The sequence below is a fragment of the Shinella agrisoli genome (genome assembly GCF_046557955.1).
Taxonomy (GTDB): Bacteria; Pseudomonadota; Alphaproteobacteria; order Rhizobiales; family Rhizobiaceae; genus Shinella.
In genome coordinates this window covers 15,004-30,171 of sequence record NZ_JBJIEP010000020.1, presented here as the reverse complement: position 1 = coordinate 30,171, position 15,168 = coordinate 15,004, and the positions used below count along the sequence as shown (strand labels likewise).

Sequence of the window (15,168 nt, the reverse complement as noted above, 5' to 3'; positions counted from 1 at the left end):
TGGGTCAGGCGCGGGCAAAAGTCACGGATTTGGTTATGAATTTCGTGCTCTTGGTTAACGGCGGCGGGGCGTTTCGAAACGGCGCAAATTTGAGCATGACGTCTAATCGATTAAATTCATTTTGCACTGCAATGAGGCTTGTGGTTCCGCTTTCCGGTGATTAAACGTCGCAATGACTGCATTGTGCACAACATACTGCAATTCCGGAGAAAATTTGTCCAGATTTTGGCTCTCCGGGGTTCCGTGAGGTTCAGATGGCGAATGTCACTCGAAGCCGGCCGCTCTCGCCGCATCTCCAGGTCTACAAGCCGATTCCGACGATGGTGATGTCCATTGTGCATCGCATAACCGGCGGTGCACTCTATTTCGGCACCGTTCTCGTCGCCTGGTGGCTGATCGCGGCTGCGTCGGGCGAGGCCTATTTCGACTGGGTCACCTGGTTCTTCGGCACGCTGGTCGGCCGCCTCATCCTCTTCGGCTATACCTGGGCGCTCATGCATCACATGCTCGGAGGCCTGCGCCACTTCATGTGGGACATGGGCCACGGCTACGAGAAGCATTTTTCCACCAAACTGGCCATCTGGACCCCGGTCGTCTCCGTCGCCCTGACGGTGCTGATCTGGATCGCCGGCTATCTGGCGCGCTGAGGAGAGCCCCATGGACATGCGCACGCCCCTCGGCAAGGTTCGCGGCCTCGGTTCGGCAAAGGACGGCACGGAGCATTTCTGGCGCCAGCGCCTGACGGCGGTTTCCAACGTTCCGCTCCTGCTTTTCTTCGTCGGCTTCCTCATCTGCTACAACGGCGCGTCCTATGCGGAGGTGACGGCGGCGCTGTCGAATCCGGTCGTCGCCGTCCTCATGGGCCTTGTCGTCGTCTCCGGCCTCATCCACATGAAGCTCGGCATGCAGGTCATCATCGAGGACTACGTGCACGCGGAAGGCGTGAAGATCGCGCTCCTCATGCTCAATACCTTCTTCGCGATCCTGGTCGGCGGCCTCTGTCTTTTCGCCGTCCTCAAAATCGCTTTCGCAGGATAATCCATCATGGCAGCGATCTCCTCCCCGGCGGCCAACGGCAAGGCCTATACCTACGTGGACCACTCCTTCGACGTGATCGTCGTCGGCGCCGGCGGCGCGGGCCTGCGCGCGACGCTCGGCATGGCAGAACAGGGCCTCAAGACGGCCTGCATCACCAAGGTCTTCCCGACCCGCTCGCACACGGTCGCCGCCCAGGGCGGCATCGCCGCCTCGCTGCGCAACATGACGCCGGACTGCTGGCAGTGGCATCTTTACGACACCGTCAAGGGTTCCGACTGGCTCGGCGACGTCGATGCCATGCAGTACCTCGCCATGGAAGCGCCGAAGGCGGTCTACGAGCTGGAACACTACGGCGTCCCGTTCTCGCGCAACGAGGAAGGCAAGATCTACCAGCGCCCGTTCGGCGGCCACATGCAGAACTACGGCGAGGGCCCGCCGGTGCAGCGCACCTGTGCCGCCGCCGACCGCACCGGCCATGCGATCCTGCACACGCTCTACGGCCAGTCGCTGAGGAACAACGCGGAGTTCTTCATCGAATATTTCGCGCTCGACCTGATCATGACCGCCGATGGCCGCTGCACCGGCGTGGTTGCCTGGAACCTCGACGACGGCACGATCCACCGCTTTGCCGCCAAGATGGTGGTGCTGGCGACCGGCGGCTACGGCCGCGCCTATTTCTCCGCCACCTCGGCGCATACCTGCACGGGCGACGGCGGCGGCATGATCGCGCGTGCCGGCCTGCCCTTGCAGGACATGGAGTTCGTGCAGTTCCACCCGACCGGTATCTACGGCGCGGGCTGCCTCATCACCGAGGGCGCGCGCGGCGAGGGCGGCTATCTCGTCAATTCCGAAGGCGAGCGCTTCATGGAGCGCTATGCGCCATCCGCCAAGGACCTCGCCTCGCGCGACGTCGTCTCGCGCTGCATGACGCTGGAGATCCGCGAGGGCCGCGGCGTCGGCAAGAACAAGGACCATATCTACCTGCACCTCGACCACCTCGATCCGGCGGTGCTGCACGAGCGCCTGCCGGGCATTTCCGAGAGCGCCAAGATCTTCGCCGGCGTCGACGTGACGCGCGAGCCGATCCCGGTCCTGCCGACGGTGCACTACAACATGGGCGGCATTCCGACCAACTACTGGGGCGAGGTGCTGAACGCGGACGGCGAGAACCCGGAGCGCATCGCGCCCGGCCTCATGGCGGTGGGCGAAGCCGGCTGCGCCTCGGTGCACGGCGCAAACCGCCTCGGCTCCAACTCGCTGATCGACCTCGTGGTCTTCGGCCGCGCCGCCGCCATCCGCGCCGGCCACGTGATCGACCGCAACGAGCCGGTTCCTTCGCTCGACATTGCCGCCTGCGACAAGATCATGGACCGCTTCGACCGCCTGCGCCACGCCAACGGCGGCACGCCGACCGCGGTGCTGCGCGACAAGATGCAGCGCACCATGCAGGAGGATGCCGCCGTGTTCCGCACGCAGGAATCGCTGGAAAGCGGCTGCCGCCGCATGACGGCGATCTGGAAGGAGCTGCCGGACATCAAGGTCACCGACCGCTCGATGATCTGGAACTCCGACCTCGTCGAGACGTTGGAGCTGGAGAACCTGATGGCCAACGCCATCACCACCGTCTACGGCGCGGAGGCCCGCAAGGAGAGCCGCGGTTCGCATGCCCGCGAGGACTACGCGTCCGGCCCGCTCGGCGGGCGCGACGACGTCAACTGGCGCAAGCACACGCTCGCCTGGGTGAACGAGGCGGGCGACGTCAAGCTCGACTACCGCCCGGTACACACCGACCTCATCGCGGACGGGATCGATCCCAAGAAGATCGAACCCAAGGCGCGTGTCTATTAGGCAGAGTCATGAGATAATGGCGGGGAAAGGAAATCGCCATGAACATGATTGGACACAATAGAAGGTTACCGAGATCCATGTACGCGATCACCTTCGATCTGGATACCGACACTCTGAAGAAGAGCTACCACAATCAATCATGGCAGAATGCTTATAACGACATCGCCAAATTCCTTCGCGGGCAAGGCTTTGATCGCCAGCAAGGCAGCGTCTATTTCGGCGACGAGACGATCGATAGCGTGAAATGCCAGATCGCTGTTCAACGCCTCACACTTGAATACGATTGGTTCGCACCGTCGGTTACGGATATCCGCATGCTACGAATTGAAGACAACAATGATCTGACGCCGGCGATCGAGTTGGCACTTATGGCAAAAGGCATGGGCCGATAATGGTTGAACTCGCTCTCCCGAAGAATTCGCAGATCACCGAAGGCAAGGTCTGGCCGAAGCCGGAAGGCGCCGCCAACACCCGCGAGTTCCGCATCTACCGGTGGAACCCGGATGACGGAAAGAACCCCTCGATCGACACGTTCTATATCGACGTCGACGATTGCGGCCCGATGGTGCTCGACGCGCTGCTCTACATCAAGAATAAGATCGACCCGACGCTGACGCTGCGCCGCTCCTGCCGCGAGGGCATCTGCGGCTCCTGCGCCATGAACATCGACGGCACCAACACGCTCGCCTGCACCAAGGGCATGGACGAGATCAAGGGCGCGGTGAAGGTCTATCCCCTGCCGCACATGCCGGTGGTCAAGGACCTCGTGCCGGACCTCACCAACTTCTACGCCCAGCACCGCTCCATCGAGCCGTGGCTGAAGACCGTCTCGCCGACGCCGGCCAAGGAATGGAAGCAGAGCCACGAGGACCGCCTGAAGCTCGACGGCCTCTACGAATGCATCCTGTGCGCCTGCTGCTCGACCTCCTGTCCGAGCTACTGGTGGAATGGCGACCGCTATCTCGGGCCGGCCGTCCTCCTCCAGGCCTATCGCTGGCTGATCGACAGCCGTGACGAGGCCAAGGGCGAGCGCCTCGACAATCTCGAAGATCCCTTCCGCCTCTATCGCTGCCACACGATCATGAACTGCGCCCAGGCCTGCCCGAAGGGCCTCAATCCGGCCAAGGCGATCGGCGAAATCAAGAAGATGCTGGTCGAGCGCCGCCTCTGACCTACATAATCGCCGTTCACGAAACGTGAGAAGGCGGCCCGGCAAATCGGGCCGTTTCATCTTGATTCGTGCGGGCGATTCACGTTAATTCGGCGTGAATTGCTGCACGGCAGCAGTATCGGGCAGACATCGGGAGTATCGACATGCGGATTGTACATGTGGCAGGCGGGCTGATGATGGCGCTTGCTCTGGCCGGCTGCCAGCGGACCTCGCCGATGGGCGGCGTCAATACGCAGCAGAACATCACCCCACTCGAAGCCCAGCCGATCGGTACCGTCTCCTCCAGCCAGCTTCCCGACCCGACGACGGACACCAGCAACCAGTTCCCGGAAAAGCCGACCACCGACACGGCGATGGCGACGGGCACCGGAGGCGGCACGGGCGACGCGGCAGCCGCGGCGAACGCGCTCGACGTCAAGAAGGAATCCATGGTCGGCAACTGGCGCGTCGCGAACGGCCCTTCCTCCTGCGACATGTTCCTGACGCTTACCAATCTCGGCAGCGGTTCGCGCGGCGGCACGCGCGGCTGCGCCGGCGAGCTGACGACGATGGGCTCCTGGGAAGTCGCCGGAAAGCAGGTCATCCTGAAGGATCGCGGCGGCAATCCGATCGCCCGTCTCTACAAGACGGCCGATACCCGCTTCGACGGCTCGACCAATTCCGGCCAGCCCGTCAGCCTCTCGCGCTGATCCCTTCCTTCCGAAACCGACACGGATGATCGCCGCCCATGGGCAAGGACTGGGACAGGGTCTCGACACATCCGGAACATGGCGTTTCGGATAGGCTGGAGGCCCTCGTCTCGACCGGCGAGCTGAAACCCGACCCGGCCCAGAGGAAGATGGCGGAGCGCTTCGACCGCCTGCTCGGCGAGGTGCATGCCCAGCGCCCGGCGCGCAAGTCGAGCGCGCTCGGCTGGCTCTTCGCCTCCCGCAAGCCCGAGACGGCCAGTGCGCCGAAGGGCCTTTACATTTACGGCGGCGTCGGGCGCGGCAAGACCATGCTCATGGACATGTTCTTCGAGCTGGCGCCCGTCAAGCGCAAGCGCCGGGCGCATTTCCACGAGTTCATGGCCGATGTGCACGAGCGCATCCACAAGCACCGGCAGAAGCTGAAGGCCGGCGAGACGCGGCAGGCGGATCCCGTCCCGCCGGTGGCCGCAAGCCTCATCGAGGAAGCCCGGCTTCTCTGCTTCGACGAGTTTTCGGTCACGGACATCGCCGATGCGATGATCCTGTCGCGCCTTTTCGGCGAGCTGTTCCAGCGCGGCTGCATTCTCGTGGCGACGTCCAACGTCGAGCCTGACAATCTCTACAAGGACGGCCTCAACCGCAGCCTCTTCCTGCCTTTCGTCGACCTGCTGAAACGCTACGTCGAGATCGTGCCGCTCGACTCGCTGACGGATTACCGCATGGAGAAGGACAGCGGCCTGCCGGTCTTCCGCCATCCGCTCGGGGAGGAGGCCGACATGGCGATGGACGCGGCCTGGCGGCGGGAGACGGCGGGAAAGGCCGCCGGCGCGCAGACGATTTCCTTCCGCGGGCGCACGATCGCCGTGCCTCAGGCGGCGGGACGCGCCGCGCGCTTTTCCTTCGCCGATCTCTGCGAGCGGCCGCTGGGGGCTGCCGATTACCTGGAAATCCTGGCGCATTACGATACGCTATTCGTCGACCACATCCCCTTCCTCGGCGCGGACAAGCGCAACGAGACGAAGCGCTTCATCAATCTCGTCGACACGATCTACGATCACCGGGTGCGCCTTTTCGCCTCCGCCGCGGCGGCGCCGCAGAAGCTGCTGGTCACCCGCAAGGGCACCGAGGGCTTCGAGTTCGACCGCACCGTCTCGCGGCTCATCGAGATCCGCAGCACGGAGTATCTGGCCGATCACAAGGCCAGATATGGCGCCAAAGTGACGGAAGCGTGACGGAAGTTCTTACGTTTACGTAAGAATTTTTGTATCTAACCGATTGAAATACTTCGGTCCGAAAGTATGTGTTGAATTTTTAACCTGGGAAGCGTAAGCCCTTGCGCCGAAAGGTCCCGCAATTGCGACATGGGGGACCGTTGATCGGAGCAAGAGGAAGCTTTCATGGCCCGCAAGAAGATCGCACTTATTGGTTCTGGAATGATCGGTGGCACGCTGGCGCATCTGGCCGGCCTGAAGGAACTGGGCGACATCGTCCTCTTCGACATTGCCGACGGCATTCCCCAGGGCAAGGGCCTCGACATCGCCCAGTCCTCGCCGGTCGAGGGCTTCAACGCCTCGCTGACCGGTGCCAGCGATTATGCCGCGATCGAAGGCGCCGATGTGTGCATTGTCACCGCCGGTGTCGCCCGCAAGCCCGGCATGAGCCGCGACGATCTGCTCGGCATCAACCTCAAGGTCATGGAACAGGTCGGCGCCGGCATCAAGAAGTACGCTCCGAACGCCTTCGTCATCTGCATCACCAATCCGCTCGACGCGATGGTCTGGGCGCTGCAGAAGTTCTCCGGCCTGCCGAAGAACATGGTCGTCGGCATGGCCGGCGTCCTGGACTCGGCCCGCTTCCGCCTCTTCCTCTCCGAAGAATTCAAGGTCTCCGTGCAGGACGTCACCGCCTTCGTCCTCGGCGGCCATGGCGACACGATGGTGCCGCTCGCCCGCTATTCCACGGTCGCCGGCATCCCGCTGACCGACCTCGTCAAGATGGGCTGGGTCACCAAGGAGCGCCTGGAGGAGATCATCCAGCGCACCCGTGACGGCGGCGCCGAGATCGTCGGCCTCCTGAAGACCGGCTCGGCCTACTACGCACCGGCCGCTTCCGCGATCGAGATGGCCGAGTCCTACCTCAAGGACAAGAAGCGCGTCCTGCCCTGCGCGGCCTATCTCTCCGGCCAGTACGGCGTGAAGGACATGTATGTCGGCGTCCCGGTCGTCATTGGCGCCGGCGGCGTCGAGCGCATCGTCGAGATCGACCTCAACAAGGCCGAGCAGGAAGCCTTCGACAAGTCGGTCGGCGCCGTTGCCGGGCTCTGCGAAGCCTGCATCAACATCGCCCCCGCGCTGAAGTAATCCCGGTATCCACACAGGATCTTTCCCATGAACATTCATGAATATCAGGCCAAGGCTCTGCTCAAGAGCTTCGGCGCGCCGGTCGCCGAGGGCGTCGCCATCTTCTCCGCCGACGAGGCGGAAGCGGCCGCGAAGAAGCTCCCCGGCCCGCTCTATGTGGTCAAGAGCCAGATCCATGCCGGCGGCCGCGGCAAGGGCAAGTTCAAGGAGCTGCCCGCCGAGGCCAAGGGCGGCGTGCGCCTTGCCAAGAGCGTCGAGGAAGTCGTCGCCAACGCGAAGGAGATGCTCGGCAACACGCTCGTCACCAAGCAGACCGGCCCCGCCGGAAAGCAGGTGAACCGCCTCTACATCGAGGACGGCGCCGACATCGAGCGCGAGCTCTATCTCTCGATCCTCGTCGACCGCGCCGTCGGCCAGGTCGCCTTCGTCGTCTCGACGGAAGGCGGCATGGACATCGAGACCGTCGCGCACGACACGCCGGAGAAGATCGTGACCGTCGCGATCGACCCGGAAGCCGGCGTCACGGCCGAAAACCTCAAGACTCTGACGCAAGCCCTCAAGCTCGAAGGCGAGGCTAAGGCGGATGCGGAAAAGCTCTTCCCGATCCTCTACAAGGCCTTCGTCGAGAAGGACATGAGCCTTCTGGAAGTGAACCCGCTGATCGTCATGAAGAACGGCCGCGTGCGCGTCCTCGACGCCAAGGTCTCCTTCGACGGCAATGCGCTGTTCCGCCACGAGGACATCGTCGCGCTGCGCGACACGACCGAGGAGGACGAGAAGGAAATCGAAGCCTCCAAGTACGACCTCGCCTATGTCGCGCTCGAGGGCAACATCGGCTGTATGGTCAACGGCGCCGGCCTTGCCATGGCGACCATGGACATCATCAAGCTCTACGGGGCCGAGCCCGCCAACTTCCTCGACGTCGGCGGCGGCGCGAGCAAGGAGAAGGTGACGGCCGCCTTCAAGATCATCACGGCCGACCCGGCGGTGAAGGGCATCCTCGTCAACATCTTCGGCGGCATCATGAAGTGCGACGTCATCGCCGAAGGCGTGCTCGCGGCCGTCAAGGAAGTCGGCCTCAAGGTGCCGCTCGTCGTGCGCCTCGAAGGCACCAATGTCGAACTCGGCAAGAAGATCATCAACGAATCGGGCCTCAACGTCATCTCGGCAGATGACCTCGACGATGCCGCCCAGAAGATCGTCGCAGCGGTGAAGGGAGCCTGATAGCGATGTCCATTCTCGTCAACAAAGACACCAAGGTCCTCGTCCAGGGCCTGACCGGCAAGACCGGCACCTTCCACACCGAGCAGGCGCTCGCCTACCACGGCACCAAGATGGTCGGCGGCATCCACCCCTCGAAGGGCGGCACGAACTGGACCGGCTCGAAGGGCGAGACCCTGCCGATCTTCGCGACCGTCGCCGAGGGCAAAGAAGCGACCGGCGCGAACGCCTCGGTCATCTACGTTCCGCCGGCAGGCGCCGCGGCGGCGATCATCGAGGCCATCGAAGCGGAAATCCCGCTCATCGTCTGCATCACGGAAGGCATTCCGGTCGCCGACATGGTGAAGGTCAAGGCGCGCCTCGACAAATCCTCCTCGCGCCTCATCGGCCCGAACTGCCCGGGCGTGCTGACGCCCGGGGAATGCAAGATCGGCATCATGCCGGGCAACATCTTCAAGAAGGGTTCCGTCGGGGTTCTCTCGCGCTCCGGAACGCTGACCTACGAGGCGGTCTTCCAGACCTCCAACGAGGGCCTCGGCCAGACGACCGCCGTCGGCATCGGCGGCGACCCGGTCAAGGGCACCGAGTTCATCGACATCCTCGAAATGTTCCTCGCCGACGACGAGACCAAGTCGATCATCATGATCGGCGAGATCGGCGGCTCGGCCGAGGAGGACGCGGCGCAGTTCCTGAAGGACGAGGCCAGGCGCGGCCGAAGCAAGCCGATGGTCGGCTTCATCGCCGGCCGCACGGCGCCTCCCGGCCGCACCATGGGCCACGCCGGTGCGGTCATCTCCGGCGGCAAGGGCGGCGCGGAAGACAAGATCGCCGCGATGGAATCGGCGGGCATCCGCGTTTCCCCCTCGCCGGCACGCCTCGGCAAGACGCTGGTGGAAGTCCTCAAGGGCTGACAGACGAAAACGGGATGGGCCGGCTGAAAATGCCGGCCGATCCGTCTCTTCCCGGCGATGCGGCAGGCCTCGCCGGGCGGCAAGCCGGGGAAAGCCCGGTCAACACGATCGTTCGGGAGGCGGGCTCCACGCCCGCAAGACACCATGGCACGGCAAGACGCCAACGAACAATTCCTGGCCACGTCCTTCCTCGACGGGGCGAACGCAGCCTATATCGAACAGCTCTACGCCAAGTACGAGGCGAACCCCGCCTCCGTCGGCGAGGAATGGCAGGCCTTCTTCAAGGCTTTGGAGGACCAGCCTTCCGACGTCGTGAAGGCCGCCAGGGGCGCCTCGTGGAAGCGCGCGAACTGGCCGATCGCCGCAAACGGCGAGCTCGTCTCGGCGCTCGACGGCGACTGGGGCGTCGCCGAGAAGGTCATCGAGAAGAAGGTGCAGGCGAAGGCCGAAGCCGCTGCCGCCAGGACCGGCGAGCCGGTCAGCCAGGACGAGGTGAACCGGGCGACGCGCGATTCCGTCCGTGCCGTCATGATGATCCGCGCCTACCGCGCGCGCGGCCACCTGCATGCCAAGCTCGATCCGCTCGGCCTTGCCGCTCCGGTCGAGGACTATAACGAGCTGTCTCCGTCGAACTACGGCTTCGAGGAACAGGACCTCGACCGCAAGATCTTCATCGACAACATGCTCGGCCTCGAATACGCGACCGTGCGCGAGATGGTGGAAATCCTCGAGAGGACCTACTGCTCGACGATCGGCGTGGAGTTCATGCACATCTCCAACCCGGAGGAGAAGGGCTGGATCCAGGAGCGCATCGAGGGCCCGGACAAGGGCGTCGACTTCACCCCGGAAGGCAAGAAGGCCATCCTGCAGAAGCTGATCGAGGCGGAAGGCTTCGAGCAGTTCATCGACGTCAAGTACAAGGGCACCAAACGCTTCGGCCTCGACGGCGGCGAATCGCTCATCCCGGCGCTCGAGCAGATCATCAAGCGCGGCGGCCAGCTGGGCCTGAAGGAAATCGTGCTCGGCATGGCGCACCGCGGCCGCCTCAACGTGCTGACGAACGTGATGGCCAAGCCCCACCGCGCCGTCTTCCACGAGTTCAAGGGCGGCTCCTACGCGCCGGACGACGTGGAAGGCTCCGGCGACGTGAAGTACCACCTCGGCGCCTCCTCGGACCGCGAGTTCGACGGTAACAAGGTGCACCTGTCGCTGACCGCCAACCCCTCCCACCTCGAAATCGTCAACCCGGTCGTCATGGGCAAGGCACGCGCCAAGCAGGACCAGATGGCGACCGTCTTCGAGGGCGACATCATTCCGCTGCGCGAACGCGCCAAGGTCCTGCCGCTGCTGCTGCATGGCGATGCCGCCTTCGCGGGGCAGGGCGTGGTCGCCGAGTGCCTCGGCCTCTCGGGCCTGCGCGGCCACCGCGTCGCCGGCACGCTGCACTTCATCATCAACAACCAGATCGGTTTTACGACGAACCCGGCCTTCTCGCGCTCCTCGCCCTATCCGTCGGACGTGGCGAAGATGATCGAGGCGCCGATCTTCCACGTGAACGGCGACGATCCGGAAGCGGTGACCTATGCCGCCAAGATCGCGACCGAGTTCCGGATGAAGTTCCATAAGCCGGTCGTCATCGACATGTTCTGCTACCGCCGCTTCGGCCACAACGAGGGCGACGAGCCGGCATTCACGCAGCCGAAGATGTACAAGGCGATCCGTGCCCACAAGACGGTGGTCAATCTCTACGCCTCGCGGCTCATCGCCGAAGGCCTGATCACCGAGGGCGAATTCGAGAAGATGAAGGCCGATTGGCGCGCCAACCTCGAGCAGGAGTTCGAGGCCGGCCAATCCTACAAGCCGAACAAGGCCGACTGGCTGGACGGCGCCTGGTCGGGCCTGCGCACGGCCGACAACCAGGATGAGCAGCGCCGCGGCAAGACCTCGGTGCCGATGAAGCAGCTGAAGGAAATCGGCCGCAAGATCTCGACCATTCCGGAAGGCTTCCACGCCCACAAGACCATCCAGCGCTTCATGGACAACCGCGCCCAGATGATCGAGACGGGCGAGGGGATCGACTGGGCGATGGCCGAGGCGCTCGCCTTCGGCACGCTCTGCGTCGAGGGCACGAAGATCCGCCTTTCCGGCCAGGACTGCGAACGCGGCACCTTCTCGCAGCGCCATTCGGTGCTCTACGATCAGGAGACCGAGGAGCGCTACATCCCGCTCGCCAACCTCTCGCCGACCCAGGCCCGCTACGAGGTCATCAACTCCATGCTCTCGGAAGAGGCGGTGCTCGGCTTCGAATACGGCTACTCGCTCGCCCGCCCGAACGCGCTGACGCTCTGGGAAGCCCAGTTCGGCGACTTCGCCAACGGCGCGCAGGTCATCTTCGACCAGTTCGTCTCCTCGGGCGAGCGCAAGTGGCTGCGCATGTCGGGCCTCGTCTGCCTGCTGCCGCACGGCTACGAGGGCCAGGGCCCGGAGCATTCCTCCGCTCGCCTCGAGCGCTTCCTGCAGCTCTGCGCGGAAGACAACATGCAGGTCGCCAACGTCACCACGCCGGCGAACTACTTCCATATCCTGCGCCGCCAGGTGAAGCGCGACTTCCGCAAGCCGCTGATCATGATGACGCCGAAATCGCTGCTGCGCCACAAGCGGGCGGTTTCCTCGCTGTCGGAACTGGCCGGTGAGAGCTCGTTCCACCGCCTGCTGTGGGACGATGCGGAAGTGACGAAGGACGGTCCGATCAAGCTGCAGAAGGACGCCAAGATCCGCCGCGTCGTGATGTGCTCGGGCAAGGTCTACTACGACCTCCTCGAAGAGCGCGAGAAGCGCGGCATCGACGACATCTACCTCCTGCGCCTCGAACAGCTCTACCCGTTCCCGGCCAAGGCGCTGATCAACGAGCTGTCGCGCTTCCGCAACGCCGAGATGGTGTGGTGCCAGGAGGAGCCCAAGAACATGGGTGCCTGGGCCTTCATCGACCCCTATCTCGAATGGGTTCTGGCCCATATCGACGCCAAGTACCAGCGCGTGCGCTATACCGGCCGTCCGGCCGCCGCCTCGCCGGCGACGGGCCTGATGTCGAAGCATCTCGCGCAGCTCGCCGCATTCCTCGAGGACGCGCTGGGCGGTTGATCCGCCCGGCCCTATGTAACCACGATAAGAATCACGAACGGAACACACTCATGGCTACCGAAATCCGCGTCCCGACTTTGGGCGAATCCGTCAGCGAAGCGACCGTCGGCACCTGGTTCAAGAAGGTCGGCGACACCGTTAAGGTCGACGAGCCGCTCTGTGAGCTCGAAACCGACAAGGTGACGATCGAGGTGCCGGCGCCCGCCTCCGGCGTCCTTTCGGAAATCACCGCCAATGCCGGCGAGACGGTGGAGCCGGGCGGCCTGCTCGGCCAGATCGCCGAAGGCGCTTCCGCGGGGGCTGCCGCTCCGGCCGCGGCCGAGAAGGCGGAAAAGGTGGAAAAGCCCGCTGCGGCTCCCGTTGCCGAGACCAAGCCCGCTGCCGGCGCGTCCTCCATGCCGCCGGCCCCGTCGGCTGCCAAGCTGCTCGCGGAGAACAACCTGTCGGCCGGTGACGTGGACGGTTCCGGCAAGCGCGGCCAGGTGCTGAAGGGCGACGTCATCGCCGCCGTCGCCAAGGGCATCACGGCTTCGACGACCGCTGCCGCCGCCGAGCCGGTCAAGGTCGCCGCCCGCGCGCCTTCGTCGGAGGCCGACGCGCCGCGCGAGGAACGCGTGAAGATGACGCGCCTGCGCCAGACGATCGCAAGGCGCCTCAAGGACGCGCAGAACACCGCCGCCATGCTCACCACCTACAACGAGGTGGACATGAAGGCCGTGATGGACCTGCGCGCCCGCTACAAGGACCTCTTCGAGAAGAAACACGGCGTGAAGCTCGGCTTCATGGGCTTCTTCACCAAGGCCGTCACCCACGCGCTGAAGGAGCTGCCCGCGGTCAACGCCGAGATCGACGGCACCGACATCATCTACAAGAACTACTGCCACATCGGCGTCGCCGTCGGCACGGACAAGGGCCTCGTCGTGCCGGTGGTGCGCGATGCCGACCAGATGTCGATCGCCGAGATCGAGAAGGAGATCGGCCGCCTCGGCAAGGCCGCCCGCGACGGCGAGCTTTCCATGGCCGACATGCAGGGCGGCACGTTCACCATCTCGAACGGCGGCGTCTACGGCTCGCTGATGTCCTCGCCGATCCTCAACGCCCCGCAGTCGGGCATCCTCGGCATGCACAAGATCCAGGAACGCCCGGTCGTCGTCGGCGGACAGATCGTCATCCGCCCGATGATGTATCTGGCGCTCTCCTACGACCACCGCATCGTGGACGGCAAGGAAGCCGTGACCTTCCTCGTGCGCGTCAAGGAGAGCCTGGAAGATCCGGAACGCCTCGTTCTCGATCTCTAAGGGGAGGTTCTTATGGAGGCGGCAGCGGCAGCGTCTTCGCCCATGCTCTTGCTCGTGGCAATGAGCGCGGCGTTGCTCGTCTTTCACATCGGGCTCCAGGGCATGCTTGCCACGCGGGAGCTTGGCTCCGCCTGGAACGCCGGCCCGCGCGACGATGCGCGGGAGCCGGCCGGGAAACTTGCCGGGCGCGCCGCGCGCGCGTCTGGAAACTACCGGGAGACCTACCCCGCTTTCGTCGCCCTCGCGCTGGCGCTTGCCGTCTCCGGCGACGCGTCGGGATGGGGGCTCATCGGCGCATGGTTGTGGTTCATCGCCCGGCTCGTCTATCTTCCGCTCTATCTGGCAGGCATTCCCTATATCCGCTCGCTCGTCTGGCTCGTCGCGCTCTTGGGGCTGGCGGTCATGGCGGGCGCGCTGGTCGTCTAGGAGGCAGGCATGGCTTTCACCGATGTTCCCCCGCTCCAGCCGCATATCTGCGTGAAAGGCGGGCTTGAGGCGATTGCCTTCTACGAGCGGGCCCTCGGCGCCAAGAACACGTTCCACCAGCTCGCCGAGGACGGCAAGCGCGTCATGCATGCCAATCTCGCCATCTATGGCGGCGAGGTGATGCTGCATGACGAATTCCCGGAATTCGAGATGTCCGTCAGCGCGCCGGCGACGCTCGGCGGAACCTCCTTCGCCGTCAGCATCAACCTGCCCGACCCGGCGGCCGTCGACGCGGCCTATGCAAGGGCGGTCGAGGCCGGCGCCCATGGCCTGATGCCGCCCTCGGACGTGTTCTGGGGCGCACGCTACGCCCGCATCACCGATCCCTTCGGCCATATCTGGGCCTTCAACGCGCCGCTGGAGCAGAAATGAGCAGCTATCTCCTCGAACTCGCCTCGCTGATGGCGATCTTCTCCTTCGCCATCGTCTCTCCGGGCGCCGACCTTGCCATGGTCATGCGCCAGTCGATCGTGCACGGCCGGCGCGCGGCGATCATCACGTCCTTCGGCGTCGGCACGGCGCTGATGGTCCACGTCACCTACACGATCCTCGGTCTCGGCCTCATCATTTCCCAGTCGATCTACCTCTTCAACATCGTGAAATGGTGCGGCGTGGCCTATCTCGTCTATATCGGCTTCAAGGCGCTGCGGGCCGGCAAGACGGATCTTTCGGTGGAGGCGGAAAGGGGCGGCGAGGGCGAGCAGTCGCCTCTGCGCGCCTTCGGCCTCGGCTTCCTCGCCAATGCGCTCAATCCGAAGGCGGTCTTCTTCTTCCTGTCGATCTTCTCCACGGTCGTCAGCGCCCACACGCCGATCGCCGTCAAGTTCGGCTACGGCCTCGTCATGGCGTCCTGCCTCGTCGCCTGGTTCGTCGGCGTCTCGCTGTTCATGACGACGCCGCGCATGCGGGCGGCCTTTTCGCGCGCGAGCCAGTGGATCGACCGGGCGAGCGGCCTCGTCTTCATCGCGCTCGGCATCAAGCTCGCCACGGAAAAGGCCCACTGAG

General features: G+C 64.6%; 15 protein-coding genes. All 15 read left to right on the top strand.

Features of this window, described 5'->3' with window-relative positions; genetic code table 11:
• Positions 1-254: 254 nt before the first annotated feature.
• Entirely contained in the window at positions 255-647 is a 393-nt protein-coding gene (gene sdhC / locus ACIIOY_RS19910) for a succinate dehydrogenase, cytochrome b556 subunit (RefSeq protein ID WP_411036419.1), read from the top strand.
• 10 nt (positions 648-657) lie between these two features.
• Complete coding sequence (sdhD, locus tag ACIIOY_RS19905) at positions 658-1,038, top strand: succinate dehydrogenase, hydrophobic membrane anchor protein (protein ID WP_411036418.1); 381 nt, start codon at positions 658-660, stop codon at positions 1,036-1,038.
• 6 nt (positions 1,039-1,044) lie between these two features.
• Positions 1,045-2,886 (top strand): succinate dehydrogenase flavoprotein subunit, encoded by a 1,842-nt coding sequence (sdhA, locus tag ACIIOY_RS19900; protein ID WP_411036417.1) that lies wholly within the window; start codon positions 1,045-1,047, stop codon positions 2,884-2,886.
• 77 nt (positions 2,887-2,963) lie between these two features.
• Positions 2,964-3,278 (top strand): virulence factor, encoded by a 315-nt coding sequence (locus ACIIOY_RS19895; protein WP_411036416.1) that lies wholly within the window; start codon positions 2,964-2,966, stop codon positions 3,276-3,278.
• Positions 3,278-4,057, top strand: coding sequence for a succinate dehydrogenase iron-sulfur subunit (locus ACIIOY_RS19890; protein ID WP_411036415.1), 780 nt, complete (start codon positions 3,278-3,280; stop codon positions 4,055-4,057). The genes ACIIOY_RS19895 and ACIIOY_RS19890 overlap by 1 nt, the downstream gene beginning before the upstream one ends.
• A 143-nt stretch (positions 4,058-4,200) precedes the next feature.
• A complete protein-coding gene (locus ACIIOY_RS19885) occupies positions 4,201-4,746 on the top strand; it encodes a protease inhibitor Inh/omp19 family protein (protein WP_411036414.1) in 546 nt (181 codons plus the stop codon).
• Between the two features lie 38 nt (positions 4,747-4,784).
• Positions 4,785-5,978 carry a cell division protein ZapE gene (zapE, locus tag ACIIOY_RS19880; protein ID WP_411036413.1) on the top strand — a complete coding sequence of 398 codons (1,194 nt, stop codon included), beginning with the start codon at positions 4,785-4,787 and terminating at the stop codon, positions 5,976-5,978.
• Between the two features lie 165 nt (positions 5,979-6,143).
• Positions 6,144-7,106 carry a malate dehydrogenase gene (gene mdh, locus ACIIOY_RS19875; protein ID WP_411036412.1) on the top strand — a complete coding sequence of 321 codons (963 nt, stop codon included), beginning with the start codon at positions 6,144-6,146 and terminating at the stop codon, positions 7,104-7,106.
• A 27-nt stretch (positions 7,107-7,133) separates the two neighbouring features.
• Positions 7,134-8,330 carry an ADP-forming succinate--CoA ligase subunit beta gene (sucC, locus tag ACIIOY_RS19870; RefSeq protein ID WP_411036411.1) on the top strand — a complete coding sequence of 399 codons (1,197 nt, stop codon included), beginning with the start codon at positions 7,134-7,136 and terminating at the stop codon, positions 8,328-8,330.
• Positions 8,331-8,335: 5 nt separating this feature from the next.
• Positions 8,336-9,238: a succinate--CoA ligase subunit alpha gene (sucD, locus tag ACIIOY_RS19865; protein ID WP_411036410.1), complete on the top strand. Its 903-nt coding sequence runs from the start codon at positions 8,336-8,338 to the stop codon at positions 9,236-9,238.
• 144 nt (positions 9,239-9,382) lie between these two features.
• The gene (locus ACIIOY_RS19860) at positions 9,383-12,379 is read left to right on the top strand and encodes a 2-oxoglutarate dehydrogenase E1 component (RefSeq protein WP_411036409.1); all 2,997 of its coding nucleotides are present in this window, start codon (positions 9,383-9,385) and stop codon (positions 12,377-12,379) included.
• 50 nt (positions 12,380-12,429) lie between these two features.
• On the top strand, positions 12,430-13,677 hold the full coding sequence (odhB, locus tag ACIIOY_RS19855) for a 2-oxoglutarate dehydrogenase complex dihydrolipoyllysine-residue succinyltransferase (protein ID WP_411036408.1): 1,248 nt from the start codon (positions 12,430-12,432) through the stop codon (positions 13,675-13,677).
• Positions 13,678-13,689: 12 nt separating this feature from the next.
• The gene (locus tag ACIIOY_RS19850; protein ID WP_411036407.1) at positions 13,690-14,103 is read left to right on the top strand and encodes an MAPEG family protein; all 414 of its coding nucleotides are present in this window, start codon (positions 13,690-13,692) and stop codon (positions 14,101-14,103) included.
• Between the two features lie 9 nt (positions 14,104-14,112).
• Entirely contained in the window at positions 14,113-14,535 is a 423-nt protein-coding gene (locus ACIIOY_RS19845) for a VOC family protein (protein ID WP_411036406.1), read from the top strand.
• On the top strand, positions 14,532-15,167 hold the full coding sequence (locus tag ACIIOY_RS19840; protein WP_411036405.1) for a LysE family translocator: 636 nt from the start codon (positions 14,532-14,534) through the stop codon (positions 15,165-15,167). Before ACIIOY_RS19845 ends, ACIIOY_RS19840 begins: the two co-directional genes overlap by 4 nt.
• Position 15,168 lies beyond the last annotated feature (1 nt).